Origin of the sequence: Lewinella sp. W8, assembly GCF_004375085.3 — a bacterium.
Taxonomy (GTDB): Bacteria; Bacteroidota; Bacteroidia; order Chitinophagales; family Saprospiraceae; genus Neolewinella.
The window spans coordinates 63,079-75,643 of sequence record NZ_SNAQ03000021.1 but is presented as its reverse complement, the minus strand read 5'-3'; the positions used below and the strand labels follow the sequence as shown (position 1 = coordinate 75,643).

General features: G+C 56.8%; 9 protein-coding genes. 6 read left to right on the top strand and 3 right to left on the bottom strand.

From position 1 onward, the window contains the following. Positions 1-35: 35 nt before the first annotated feature. Complete coding sequence (locus tag E1J53_RS20100; RefSeq protein WP_134274323.1) at positions 36-1,166, bottom strand: helix-turn-helix domain-containing protein; 1,131 nt, start codon at positions 1,164-1,166, stop codon at positions 36-38. A gap of 148 nt (positions 1,167-1,314) precedes the next feature. Here E1J53_RS20100 and E1J53_RS20095 point away from each other — a divergent pair, with 148 nt between their 5' ends. After that, on the top strand, positions 1,315-2,667 hold the full coding sequence (locus tag E1J53_RS20095) for a DEAD/DEAH box helicase (protein ID WP_134274324.1): 1,353 nt from the start codon (positions 1,315-1,317) through the stop codon (positions 2,665-2,667). Between the two features lie 15 nt (positions 2,668-2,682). On the opposite strand, the gene E1J53_RS20090 is transcribed toward E1J53_RS20095, so the two are convergent. Next, on the bottom strand, positions 2,683-4,920 hold the full coding sequence (locus E1J53_RS20090; RefSeq protein ID WP_134274325.1) for a T9SS type A sorting domain-containing protein: 2,238 nt from the start codon (positions 4,918-4,920) through the stop codon (positions 2,683-2,685). 112 nt (positions 4,921-5,032) lie between these two features. After that, the gene (gene pgi / locus E1J53_RS20085; RefSeq protein WP_134274326.1) at positions 5,033-6,682 is read right to left on the bottom strand and encodes a glucose-6-phosphate isomerase; all 1,650 of its coding nucleotides are present in this window, start codon (positions 6,680-6,682) and stop codon (positions 5,033-5,035) included. A 210-nt stretch (positions 6,683-6,892) separates the two neighbouring features. Between pgi and E1J53_RS20080 the strand changes: the two genes are divergently transcribed. The 5 genes from E1J53_RS20080 to E1J53_RS20060 all read left to right on the top strand — a co-directional run bounded on the left by E1J53_RS20080 (position 6,893) and on the right by E1J53_RS20060 (position 12,565). Continuing rightward, positions 6,893-7,948, top strand: coding sequence for a fasciclin domain-containing protein (locus E1J53_RS20080; protein WP_145913065.1), 1,056 nt, complete (start codon positions 6,893-6,895; stop codon positions 7,946-7,948). A gap of 1,033 nt (positions 7,949-8,981) precedes the next feature. Beyond that, the gene (gldA, locus tag E1J53_RS20075; protein WP_134274327.1) at positions 8,982-9,890 is read left to right on the top strand and encodes a gliding motility-associated ABC transporter ATP-binding subunit GldA; all 909 of its coding nucleotides are present in this window, start codon (positions 8,982-8,984) and stop codon (positions 9,888-9,890) included. A gap of 1 nt (position 9,891) precedes the next feature. Further along, entirely contained in the window at positions 9,892-10,572 is a 681-nt protein-coding gene (locus E1J53_RS20070; protein ID WP_134274328.1) for a hypothetical protein, read from the top strand. Between the two features lie 4 nt (positions 10,573-10,576). After that, positions 10,577-11,308, top strand: a complete 732-nt coding sequence (gldF, locus tag E1J53_RS20065) for a gliding motility-associated ABC transporter permease subunit GldF (protein ID WP_134274329.1) — start codon at positions 10,577-10,579, stop codon at positions 11,306-11,308. 90 nt (positions 11,309-11,398) lie between these two features. Continuing rightward, positions 11,399-12,565 carry a glycosidase gene (locus E1J53_RS20060; RefSeq protein WP_134274330.1) on the top strand — a complete coding sequence of 389 codons (1,167 nt, stop codon included), beginning with the start codon at positions 11,399-11,401 and terminating at the stop codon, positions 12,563-12,565.

Sequence of the window (12,565 nt, the reverse complement as noted above, 5' to 3'; positions counted from 1 at the left end):
TCGGATAAAACCTCAATTGGCTAATTGAGACCAATTCAGTCGCGCAAATTTTCCAAAAGTTGCTGCTTCACCTTGCCCGGCGTCGTTCCGGTGAATTTCTGCACCGCCCGGTGAAAACTGGCTTTGGAGTTAAAGCCCGCCGAATAGGCCAGACTCACCATGGTATAGCGCTCCAGGTTATCCGGGGTAAGGGCTTGTTTCCAGGCCCGTAGTCGCCACTGGTTAATGTAATCATTGAAGCGGTTGCCCACCACCTCATTGAGGCATTTACTCACCAGATAGGGCTTAACCTCCAACCGTTCGGCCAGCGCCGCAAGGGTAAGCTCCGGGTCCCGAAACGGCTCCTCCTCCCGCATAAGTTGGTCGAGCCGACCGGCCAGGGCCAGTACCGTATCGTCCGCTGCCCCGGGTACCCGCTCCCGGCCCGGTCGAGCGGCGATTCGCCCCAGGGCCTCAATCCCCAACCAGTAAGTCAGCACCGCAATGCCCACCAGAAAGGGATAATAGTAGTACTTGGTAAAAAAGTAGTAGAAGGTCTCAAAACTGCTGTCAAAATCCACCAGAAAATCTCCGAGCATCACCACCAGGACCACCGTAAAGTACCACCGGAAGATCCGGACTACCCGCCAGATCCAGGCCACCTCCGGCTCCGCCCGCCGTGCCGTCAGGAGCTTTTCCGACCGTAGGCAATAGTAGATAATCAAACCACTCGCGATCAGGTACTTCGTGGGATAGTTCATCCAGATGACGTAACCCCAGAACCCCGCCCAGGAAAGGCTTTCGCGGGTACCGTCCCAGTAAAAGTTTTGGGTGCGCACAAAATTACTGATGACAAACTCCACGGCAACGGGCAACAGCACCGGCCAATGCCTCCACGAAAGCCGAAAATCCGGCTTCATCCATCCGCTGACGAACAGGAATAGCAGGGGGCCATAAATCCAGTTGCAGTCGTTGAGGACATGATACCAAAAGTCATACCGCCCCAGTCCGAACAGTTGGAGAATCTCAACGCCCAACCGGTAAGACAGCATCAACAACAGGGCAACCAGGAACAGGGGAGCCTGATCTCCGGCTTTGCGCCGCCAGAAGATCAGGGCTGCGTAGACGATGCCCTGGATGGCTCCCAGGGAAAGGACAACTAACAGTATTATGGTTGAAGGGGCCACAAACGAATATTCCTCCACAAGGTACCGAATCCCCCTTTTCTTTTTGAGATCAGGGCGTGGCCGCAGGTGCCATAAATTTTGGTGGTGCCATCACCTTTGGTGCGCGACGGCTTTCTCCTTCCCGTGCTCCCCACCCTATCTTTGCCGCATGAAATTTTCGGACCTCAACCTGAACTCCTCCCTCCTCAACGCCCTGGACGACCTGGGGCTGGAGCACCCGACGGCCATCCAGGCCAAAGTGTTCTCCCCCATCATGGCGGGAAAGGACGTGGTGGGCATTGCCCAAACCGGAACGGGCAAAACCTTCGCCTACCTGCTCCCCAGTTTACGGTTGTGGAAGTTCACCAAGTCCCCTCACCCCCAGATTCTCATTGTCGTCCCTACCCGCGAGCTGGTGATGCAGGTAGTGGAGGAAGTGAAAAAGCTGACCACCTACATGAGCGTTGAGGTGGTGGGCGTTTACGGCGGAGCCAACATCAAGACCCAGAAGGCGGAGGTCGAAGTTGGTGTGGACGTCATCGTAGGCACCCCGGGGAGGCTGGGCGACCTCCTCAAAGACGGCGTGCTGAAGCTCAAACAAATCAAACGCGTCATCCTCGACGAAGTAGACGAAATGCTCGACCGGGGCTTCCGGGCTCAACTCAACGACATCATCGACTTCCTGCCCCCGAAGCGCCAGCACCTCATGTTTTCGGCCACCATGACGGAAGAGGTCATGGGTATCATTGAACAGTTCACGGATTATTACGACGAAATTGAAACGGCGCCCTCCGGCGCGCCCCTCGAAAACATCGAGCAGTACTACTTCGAAGTCCCAAATTTCAACTCCAAAGCCAACCTCCTGGAGCATTTACTCCGGAACCACCCCGAGATGAAAAAGAACCTCGTCTTCGCGGGCACCAAACGCATGGCCGACGCGCTCTACGAACGCCTCTACCCCGTGTTTGAAGAGCGCCTCGGGGTCATCCACGCCGATAAGTCTCAGAATTACCGCTTCAATACTGTCGGGGCTTTTGATGAGGGGACCATCCAGACCCTCATCGCCACCGACCTGGTGGCCCGCGGACTCGACGTATCCTCCGTCACCCACGTGGTCAATTTTGACGTATCCGAATCGCCGGAGAAACACGTTCACCGCATCGGGCGTACGGGCCGCGCCGCGGAGCGCGGCGTAGCCATCAGCTTCGTCTCCGGAGAGGAGCAGGCGGCCTTCGCCGCCATCGAGGAACTGATGGGCCAAAGTATTCCGCAGCACTCCCTCCCCGAAGGCGTCGTCATCACGGATGAACTGATCGACCTGGAACGGGATCCCTTCTTCGTCCCCGACGACGGTCCCGCCCTCGAAGTCGACCCGGAACGCGCGGCCTTTCACGAGAAGAAGGAGAAAAACCAGAAGGTCAATAACAAGCTGCGCCGGCGGGATAAAATGGCCCTGAAATACAAGAAACCCCAAACCCGCGGGCAAAAGCCCCGGGGTAAGAAAAAGAAGCGGAGGAAGTAGGCTTTTGAATCAGGCCTACCGCTTCACAAACCTCCTGGCCACCACTTCGCCATTCTCTTCCCAACGCAGTAGGTAGATCCCCGCCGGGAGTTCCGCAACGGAAACCCGCTGAACATCATCGTTAAGCACCACCCGCTTTACCAACCTTCCCCGCGCGTCCAGCACCTGTACTTGATCGGTAAGTTGATCGGCCGGGGGTAATCCGGAGATGATCAGTTCCTCCGCTACCGGATTGGGAAAAAGCCGAACCTCATCGGGTTGGTCAATTCCGGCCGTAGCCAGAGGGGAATACGTGAAGGTACCGTCGAAATCCGTCTGCCGGACCCGATAGACGTTGAGGGTGCTTCCGGGTGCGGTATCCGTAAACCGGTAGGTTTGATTCCCCTCTGCGGTGCCGGCACCGGCCAGAGTGCCTAATGCCCGGAACGACTGTCCCCCGTCCGTGGAACGCTCCACGGTATACCGATCGTTATCCACCTCCGAGCTGACGGCCCACTGCAGATCAATCACTTTATCCCGGGGCGTAGCGGTCAGGTGAAGCCATTCTACGGGAAGGGTGAACCCGGGCAGCGTGTATCCGCGCTGGGTAAGGATGGTGTGGACCTTCATGCGGTCCTCGTTGGAGTACCCCAGGTTTCCGGCGGCTTCGTAAACCGCCACGGCGGCGTCATTCTGGTTGGCTCCACCGTTGGTCATCGCAATGCCCTCCCAGAAAATGAGGTCGGTTTTTTCCTTTCCCAGGGCATCCCAGACCAGCATCATGGAGGTAGCCCACAGCTGGCCACTGGCGTGAATGGACCCCGACAGCCCCGCAGGATAGGTATTGCTGATGTTGGTCACCCGCCCGTTCCAGAATTGATTATGCCCGTCCCAGTTGAAGACCCAGTTGTACTGGGGGTCTCCGGGAGACCAAAGCCCCAGCGACCGGTTGTAGGATACCGCCCAGTAGTCTCCGCTGCCTTCGCTGAGACCCTGGTTGTTCGACAGGCCACCACCGGTGATCCAGTCGTGCAGTCCGTGGCCGAGTTCGTGGTGGATGACGTCCGAATCTTCCGCGTCGTCCACTCCCCCATCTCCGAAGGCCAAGCGCTGGTTGCCCGGAGAGTAATAGGAGTTATCCGCATTGTTCAGTCCCGAAGGGTCCACCCGCACGCCAGTGGAATAGGCCGTAGGCCGGACGTTGATGCCCAGGACGTCATTTAAGTACCGCATCGAAGCATCAATGTGGTAGTAGACGTTCACGGCTTCAAAGGAATTATCGTCCCGGTCGCCCGTCCAGTCGGGGGAAGACTGAGAGAAAGTGCCCCGAAATGGGCTCTCAAAATCTACAATTTCGCACCAGGGGCCCTTCAGCTGATACTGTCCTCCGGACTGGGTAATGTCCAGCAATACCACTTGTCGTTGCTCGGCAATGAGAGCTGCGTTCGCGTTGTCGTTATTGTCCGAGTAATTCCCACCGTAAGACACCCCCGCCGTTGAAAGGGGGTCGGGGTCAAAAACCTTACCCGTACCGGAGACGCGGAGGCTCATCGGCGGGTGCCAGTCGTCTTCGTGATCGTGGCTACCCGCATAGAGGGCCGTGTCTTCGGCCTTCAGAATTTCTCCGGTCTGGGCGTCTACGAATACTTCCCAGTGTCCCTGGGGGCGCTCCGTGGTGATCACGGTCCGCCACACCAGCCGAATGCCCGCCCGGGTTTCCGCCACCCGCAGTTCCCGGTCTTCGTAGCTGATGTTGCCGTCTACGTTCAGGTAGTCGATGGCCGCCTGGCGGGCGGCCGCTCCGGTGAGCTGGGGCTGCACACTCGCGAGGTTAATGTCGTACAGGAAAGTATTCATCACAAACCCCACCTGTCCGTTCGGGCGCAGGGATACCGTCAGTTCCCCGCCGTGAACCGGCACGCCCCGATATTCCTGTCGCAGACGCACGGTGGTCGCCGCCCGTCCTTCGCGCACCAGGTGGAGGCGTAAGTCGGCCAGGTCGGCCTCCCGGAAGCCAAAAGTTGCTCGTGCCTGCCGGAGATAATTTCTCGCTTTAGCCTCTGCGTCCTGCCCCACCGTGGGCGTTCCGACGGCATACAGGGCCACGGGCCGTTGATTGTCCATCCGAACGCGCCGGTCATCCAGGCGTTGGGTGGCCGGTTCCGGCACTTTCCCGAATTCCAGGGCGGAAGTGGGCACGGGCTTTTGTGCGAACAGAAAGGTTGGCAGGGCCAATAACAGCCCCACGCCCAGCAAGCGGTACGAAGTGGTCATCTTAATTAGTGTCTTCTTCAAAAATCGTCCCAATATGGATATTCCTGTTCCATTTGGGGGCAAATTCGCCTGGAATTGACTGCTTTGCGACGCACAATGTCCCGTTATGGGATCATCTCCAGGCCTTGTAGGCGTTGATCAGGCCATTGGTACTCGAGTCATGACTTTGCACCTGCGCGCCGTCGCCCAACTCCGGCAGAATGGCTTTGGCCAGCTGCTTGCCGAGTTCGACGCCCCACTGGTCAAAACTGTAGATGTTCCAGATCACCCCCTGGACGAAAATTTTGTGCTCGTACAGGGCAATGAGTTGCCCCAGGACGTAGGGTGTGATTTGGCGCACCAGAATGGAATTGGTGGGCCGGTTGCCGTCAAAGACTTTGAAGGGCACCAACTGGGCAATTTCTGAATCTGACTTTCCGGCACTTCGCAGTTCGCTGGCGACCTGACTGGCCGTTTTACCGTTCATGAGCGCCTCGGTTTGGGCAAAAAAGTTGGAGAGCAGAATGGCGTGATGGTCGCCAATTGGATTATGCGATACCGCAGGTGCAATGAAGTCGCAGGGAATGAGCCGCGTTCCCTGGTGGATGAGCTGATAAAATGCGTGCTGGCCGTTGGTCCCCGGCTCTCCCCAGATGATGGGGCCCGTTTCGTAGTCGACCGGTTGGCCGTCGCGGTCCACACTCTTTCCGTTGCTTTCCATGTTCCCCTGCTGGAAGTAAGCGGGAAAGCGGTGCAGGTACTGGTCGTAGGGAAGAATGGCTTCCGTTTCGGCCCCAAAGAAGTTGGTGTACCAGATGCCGATGAGGGCCAGCTTCAGCGGCAGGTTCTCTTCCGGAGCGGCGTGGCGGAAATGCTCGTCCATGCTGTGCAGGCCGTCCAAGAGTCCGCTGAAGTGATCAAACCCAACGGTGAGGGCGATGCTCATTCCGATCGAAGAAGACAGGGAATAGCGGCCACCGACCCAGTCCCAGAAGCCAAACATATTCTCCGCAGCAATCCCGAATTCCTTAACGCCTTCGGCATTGGTGGACAGGGCCGCGAAGTGCTTGGCCACGTCGGCCTCACGCCCGCCCCGCTCAAAGAACCACTGCCGGGCGGACCGGGCGTTGGTCATCGTTTCCTGGGTGGTGAAGGTTTTGCTGGCAATCAGGAAAAGGGTGGTTTCGGGATCAACCCGCTTCAGCACTTCCGCCAGGTGGGTGCCGTCGATGTTGCTGACGAAGTAAACCTCACGACCCTCGATCCAGTAGGGCTTGAGGGCCTCCGTTACCATGACCGGCCCCAAATCCGAGCCGCCAATACCGATGTTGACGACCTGCGTCAGGGGCTTGCCGGTATAGCCCGTATGCTCCCCCCGGTGGATGCGGCCACAAAAGGCCTCCATCTGCTTGAGGGTATCCCGGACCGCCGGCATGACGTCCTCACCGTCCACCATGACGGCATGGGTTCCACGATTTCTCAAGGCCGTATGCAGCACGGCTCTGCCTTCGGTACCGTTGATGATTTCTCCGGTGAACATCTTTTCGGTGGCCTCCCGGACCCCACACTCTTCGGCCAGGCGAAAGAGCAGGTCCAGGGTTTCCTGGGTGATGATGTTTTTTGAGTAGTCGATCAGGATGTCCTCAAAGGTTTGGCTGAGGTTGGCGAATCGGTCGGGATTTTGGGCAAAGAGGTCCTTCATGTGTCGCGACTCCATGTCCCGGGCGTGTACTTCGAGTTCTTTCCAGGCAAGGGTTTGGGAGGGGTCGGTACTGGGCAACATATTGATGGATTGAGGTAGTGCTAAGGACGCCAAAGGTAAGGGTATCGCGGGGGGAATGACCGCTCTGCTCTCCCAATTTCTTAACTAATTTTTAAGCCTTTCTTAGGGTGATGTTTCAACAATTGTGGTCAGGTCCCGTTAGGCCCCCGAACAAACGGACGCTATTTTCCGCTACGTTCATGAATGCATTAGTAAACAAAATTTAACCCAATGAAAGGCTTGTTCTTTTCTATGCTCGCGCTGTTGAGCATGGCCCTCGTGCCCACTTCTTCTTACGCTCAGGACATGAGCGACAAAACCGTTGTCGAAATCGCCGCTGGCAACGAAAATTTTTCTACGCTGGTCACTGCCGTTAAGGCCGCCGGCCTTGCCGGAACCCTCAGTGGTGAAGGCCCCTTCACCGTCTTCGCCCCCACCGACGAGGCCTTCGCGGCCCTGCCCGACGGACTGGTAGCGGCCCTGGTAAAGCCCGAAAACAAGGCCGTACTCCAGAAAATTCTTACCTACCACGTAGTACCCGCCAAGGTGATGGCCTCCGACGTGGTGGCCGGCATCGAGAAAGGTAACGGCAGCCTTACGGCCACGACCGCCGAGGGTGGTGACTTTACCGCCATGCTCGCCGGTGGAGGCGTCCAGATCAAGGACGCACAGGGCAACAAGGCCAAAGTGACCGCTACGGATATTGCGGGTTCCAACGGTGTAATCCACGTAATCGACCGCGTTATTCTTCCCGCTGGCGTCAATCCCGCCGCGCTGTTGCCCAAGAAGGCGATGATGCGCAAGAAGGAAATGAAGGCCGGCATGATGATGGGTGCCCCCGAACCTAACATCGCCTCCATCGCCGTTGGAAACGAAAACTTCGAAACCCTCGTGGCCGCACTCGGTGCTGCGGGCTACGTGGACATGTTCAAGTCCGCCGGAGAATACACCGTGTTTGCCCCCACCGACGATGCCTTTGACGCCCTGCCCGAAGGAACCGTTGCCAATCTGGTCAAGCCCGAACAGAAAAGTGCCCTTCAGGGAATCCTGGCCTATCACGTTGTACCCGCTAAAATTACGGCGGAGAAGCTGGTGGGTGCCATCACCAAAGCCGGTGGGTACTACACCCTCCCAACGCTGGGCAACCAAACGCTGGTGGCCAGCATTGACAATGGCTCCGTAATCCTTACCGACGGAAACGGTAACCGTTCCAAGGTGGTAATGACGGACGTAGAAGCCAGTAACGGCGTGATTCACGCCATTGATACCGTATTACTGCCCAAGTAATTGAACGGGTAACCTAAATGGCGTAACGCCACAGAAGTTACTACTTAGAAGGAGTGAATCCGTTTAGTCGGGTTCACTCCTTTTAATGTTAAAGTCCGACGCGATTCCACGTCAACCCCTTATATTGTGTATTGATCACCAAAAACTAATAACCAACAACCATTTTCTCCTTTCGGGACCCCAGTTTCTTCCTCTTTAAACCCAAAAACTAATCCTTTGTCCCGTCTCATGTTACTTCGACCGAACGGCCGCCCCACGGCCCAATATCTTCCGTTGCCTGGTTCTGGGAATCAGGTATTTCCAATACGCTCATGCAAAAAATTAGTGCTTGCACGCTTAGTCGTGTAGCGAAAAATTAGTTATGTGCTGTCCTTTTTAGTTCCCAGCGATTGCGGGGGTGTCGCGCGACCGGCACCCCCTTTTTCGTCACAACACTGAACAATTCCCTATTTTGCCTATTCCATTATTTTCGGAAAGAGTTGTTGCCGAATCTTATTGGTGCGTTAGTTTTTGTTAGTCCTTACCATTCTTAGTTTTCGATCATGCCACGCCAAATTTTCACACCACTTCTCCGGGCGGTGATGTTCCTTTTGGGATGTGTACTACTGTCCGGCTGCGCGCCCAGATTAGGCCTCGACAACCTGGCTTCCTCCAACACCGTCGCGGTGGACAACGGGAATTACGGTCCGCTTTACGGACCGGCGTACAAGAACAGTCCCGCCAGTGCTCGTGCGCCAAGTTCCCGCCCGCGTAATCTTGCCTCTTCCGCTACCGAACGCCGGCGGCGGAACGCCAAGCACCGGAGACCAAACGGCTTCCGGAGGCGGGCCAGCTCCGCCAGCGGGCGTATGCATTGGTCTCGGGTCAGTCCGAAAAAGCAATTACGGGGACCGAAATACAAAAACCGCACGGCTAAGTCACATTAATCCCGGTCCATAGACGTTTACTACGCGTGGGGTAGTTCATGATGGCACAGTAGCTACATTCTGTTGTCCGTAACCTACCTTTGCACCCTCCCCCAAAAGATGTCTTTATGTCCATCAGTGTCTCTGAGCTTACCAAGGTCTACGGTGATCAAAAAGCGCTCGACGGCATCAGCTTCGAAGCTCCTTCCGGTCAGGTTCTTGGCTTCCTGGGCCCGAATGGTGCCGGCAAGACGACGACCATGAAAATCCTCACCTGCTACTTGAGCCAGACCAGTGGTTCGGCCAGTGTCTGTGGTCATGATGTTTCCACGGATAGTCTGGAGGTGAGAAAGTTGGTAGGGTACCTGCCCGAACACAATCCGCTGTACAAGGACATGTACGTGCGGGAATACCTTTCCTTCGTGGGGCGGGCCAATAAGATCGAGCGGGTTAGCCAGCGGACCGAAACCCTGATCGAACAAACCGGGCTCGGCCGGGAAGCACATAAACCGATTGGTGCCCTGTCCAAGGGGTATCGTCAACGGGTTGGACTCGCCCAGGCCCTGATGCACGACCCTCAAGTACTCATCCTCGACGAGCCAACTAGCGGACTGGATCCCAACCAGTTAGCGGAAATCAGGAAACTGATCAGTGAACTCGGAAAGGAGAAGACCGTTATCTTCAGCACCCACATCATGCAGGAAGTACAGGCCCTTTGCGACCGGGTGATCATCATCAATCAGGGGCGCCTGGTGGCCGACGACCCCATCGGTAGGTTGCAACAACGGCTAAGCGGCGGACAGGTGCTTACCGTCGAGTTCGACCGCAGCGTGGCCAAGCAGCAATTGCTGAAAATTCAGGGTGTCGACCGGGTAGAAACCAACCCTGGCAGTACGACTTTTCGTCTTTACGTGGACAGTGCCGACGACGTTCGGCCCGCCGTATTTCGCTATGCCGTTGACCAGGGTCTGGTCCTGCTGGGCCTACAACGGGAAGACCTCAGCGTAGAAGAAGTGTTCCGGGCCCTAACCAATTAATATGAGGAAGATTCACCCCCTACTTTTCGTGCTCTTTTGCCTGACCGCATGCCCGCTTTCGGCCCAATCCGACAGCCTGCTCTTCGATGCAGACTTCCGGTTTGGTGAGGGCGTCTACTTCTCTCACGCGGCCCTGCTCTCCAATCAGCCCGACCTTCCCTGGGAAGCCATCGACGGGGAAATGGTGCAACTTCCAGAAGACTACCGGGTGCAGATCGACGGTTATGCCTACAAAGACGAACGGATCAATCCGGAATTGATTCCCTACGCCATTAGCCTGGACGGACTCCCCTACCTCTACGTTCGCTACGACAAAGAGCGTGACTTCCATGAGTTTGCCGGGTTACGGGTTCGGGGGGCGCTGAGTACCGTCCGCTATGACACCACGGTCACGAAGCGGCAACTGATGAAGGCCTACAACCCGCTCAATGGTCGTCCCTTCCGGCAGGCCTACGTGGAACGGGAAAAGACATTGACGCTGGTAAAAGTATTGCACCTGCGCTCCGGCGCCCTGAAAAATCTAGACCGGACCAATTTGCTCCCCCTGCTCAGTGATGATCCGGATTTATCGAAAGCCCTGCGCGAAGCAAAGGAGGTTACCGAAGATTTACTGCTGCGGGCCATCCGTTTATATGACGATCGCCATCCCCTATCTTTGCCGGCTCAAAAAATGAATCCGTAACTCCATGGGTGCCATCTTCCGTAAGGAAATTAATGCTTTTTTCAGTTCGCTGATCGGATACATCGTGATCGCGGTCTTTCTCGTGGTGATGGGGCTGTTCCTCTTCGTTTTCCCCGAAACCAGTCTACTGGACTACGGATACGCTTCGCTGGGGCCGTTCTTCACGCTGGTCCCCAACGTATTTGTATTCATCATCCCCGCCATCTGCATGCGGGCATTCGCCGAAGAAAGGCAAACTGGGGCCATTGAACTTCTGGTTACCCGCCCCCTAAAGGACGTTGAAATTGTGCTGGGCAAGTTTTTTGCCTGCCTGCTGCTCGTGCTGATTGCCCTGGCGCCTACCCTGCTGTATTACTACACCATTTATCAACTCGGTGCTCCGGTCGGCAACATTGACGCCGGAGGCACCATTGGTTCCTACCTTGGTCTTTGTTTTCTCGCCATGGCCTTCGTGGCCATCGGACTCTTTGCCAGCAGCCTGACCAGTAACCAGATCGTGAGCTTTTTGCTGGCGCTGGCCATCTCCTTCTGGTGCTATTTTGGCTTTGACTATTTGTCCAGTCTTTCCATTTTCTACCTCAACGGGGAAACTTTCGTCCAGTCGCTGGGCATGCAGGATCACTTTCGCTCACTGGGCCGCGGACTCATCGACAGCCGTGACGTGATTTACTTCCTCTCCCTTACCGGTTTCTTTTTGCTCCTCACGGTCCTTAGTCTGGAGCGTCGGAAGTGGTAATCTTGCGGCGGGAGTAAGGGCACCATGGCCGGAACTCCGTGTATATTTTACTTTCGTGCCCGTCGGCACCCTACCCGTTAAATACTCCACATGGACTTCACCGCCCGCCTGGCTGCTCTGGAGGCAGAGCACCGGGCATTGATTACCCGAAAGAACGAAAAGGTGCTCCCCGGAAATGGCATTTACACCCGTTACCAGCACCCGGTCATCACCGCCGCTCACACGCCCCTGTTCTGGCGTTACGACCTGAACGAAGCCCGCAACCCATTCCTGATGGAACGGCAGGGGGTCAACGCCACCTTCAATGCCGGCGCACTCCACTGGAAGGGTAAGTACCTGCTCGCCCTCCGGGTGGAGGGTAATGACCGCAAGAGCTTTTTCGCCATCGCGGAGAGCGAAAACGGCGTGGACAATTTCAGGTTTTGGGACTACCCCATCACCATGCCTGAATACGGCAGACCAACCACCAACGTTTACGACATCCGGCTCACGGCCCACGAGGACGGCTACATCTACGGCTTGTTTTGTGCCGAGCGTAAGGACCCGAATTTCCCTAACGATCTGAGTGCCGCAGAGGCCCAGTGCGGTATCGCCCGGACGAGGGACCTCGTCACCTGGGAACGTCTCCCCGACCTGATCACCTACAGCGGACAGCAGCGCAACGTAGTGCTCCACCCAGAATTCGTGGAGGGGCAGTATGCACTCTATACCCGTCCTCAGGACGGATTCATTTCCGTGGGCTCCGGCGGTGGCATCGGTTGGGGCCTGAGCCCCACGATGGAGGGGGCCGAGATTAAAGAGGAGGTCATCATCGACAACAAGGCCTACCACACCATCAAGGAGGTCAAAAACGGTCAGGGCCCACCTCCCCTGAAAACGGACGAAGGATGGCTTCATCTGGCGCACGGTGTCCGGAATACCGCCGCGGGATTACGGTACGTACTCTACTTTTTCGTCACGGAATTGCGGCGCCCCTGGGTCATCAAGTACCAGCCGGCCGGCCATCTGCTGGCCCCGGAGGGACCGGAGCGCGTCGGCGACGTATCCAACGTTCTCTTCACGAACGGCTGGATCCGCAACGAACGGGACGAAGTGTTCATCTACTACGCGAGTTCCGATACGCGGATGCACGTGGCCACGACCAGCGTGGCGCAGCTTCTCGATTACGCTAAAAACACCCCCGAGGATGGCCTGACGAGTTTCGCCAGCGTGGCGGCCCGCAACGCCCTGATCAGGCGTAACCTGGAAGAGCGGTAG

What these genes read in the sequence shown, in the direction of transcription:
- E1J53_RS20095 (WP_134274324.1), top strand. Translation starts at nt 1,315, where the DNA reads ATGAAATTTTCGGACCTCAACCTGAACTCCTCCCTCCTCAACGCCCTG.
- E1J53_RS20090 (WP_134274325.1), bottom strand. Translation starts at nt 4,920, where the DNA reads ATGACCACTTCGTACCGCTTGCTGGGCGTGGGGCTGTTATTGGCCCTG.
- pgi (WP_134274326.1), bottom strand. Translation starts at nt 6,682, where the DNA reads ATGTTGCCCAGTACCGACCCCTCCCAAACCCTTGCCTGGAAAGAACTC.
- E1J53_RS20080 (WP_145913065.1), top strand. Translation starts at nt 6,893, where the DNA reads ATGAAAGGCTTGTTCTTTTCTATGCTCGCGCTGTTGAGCATGGCCCTC.
- gldA (WP_134274327.1), top strand. Translation starts at nt 8,982, where the DNA reads ATGTCCATCAGTGTCTCTGAGCTTACCAAGGTCTACGGTGATCAAAAA.
- E1J53_RS20070 (WP_134274328.1), top strand. Translation starts at nt 9,892, where the DNA reads ATGAGGAAGATTCACCCCCTACTTTTCGTGCTCTTTTGCCTGACCGCA.
- gldF (WP_134274329.1), top strand. Translation starts at nt 10,577, where the DNA reads ATGGGTGCCATCTTCCGTAAGGAAATTAATGCTTTTTTCAGTTCGCTG.
- E1J53_RS20060 (WP_134274330.1), top strand. Translation starts at nt 11,399, where the DNA reads ATGGACTTCACCGCCCGCCTGGCTGCTCTGGAGGCAGAGCACCGGGCA.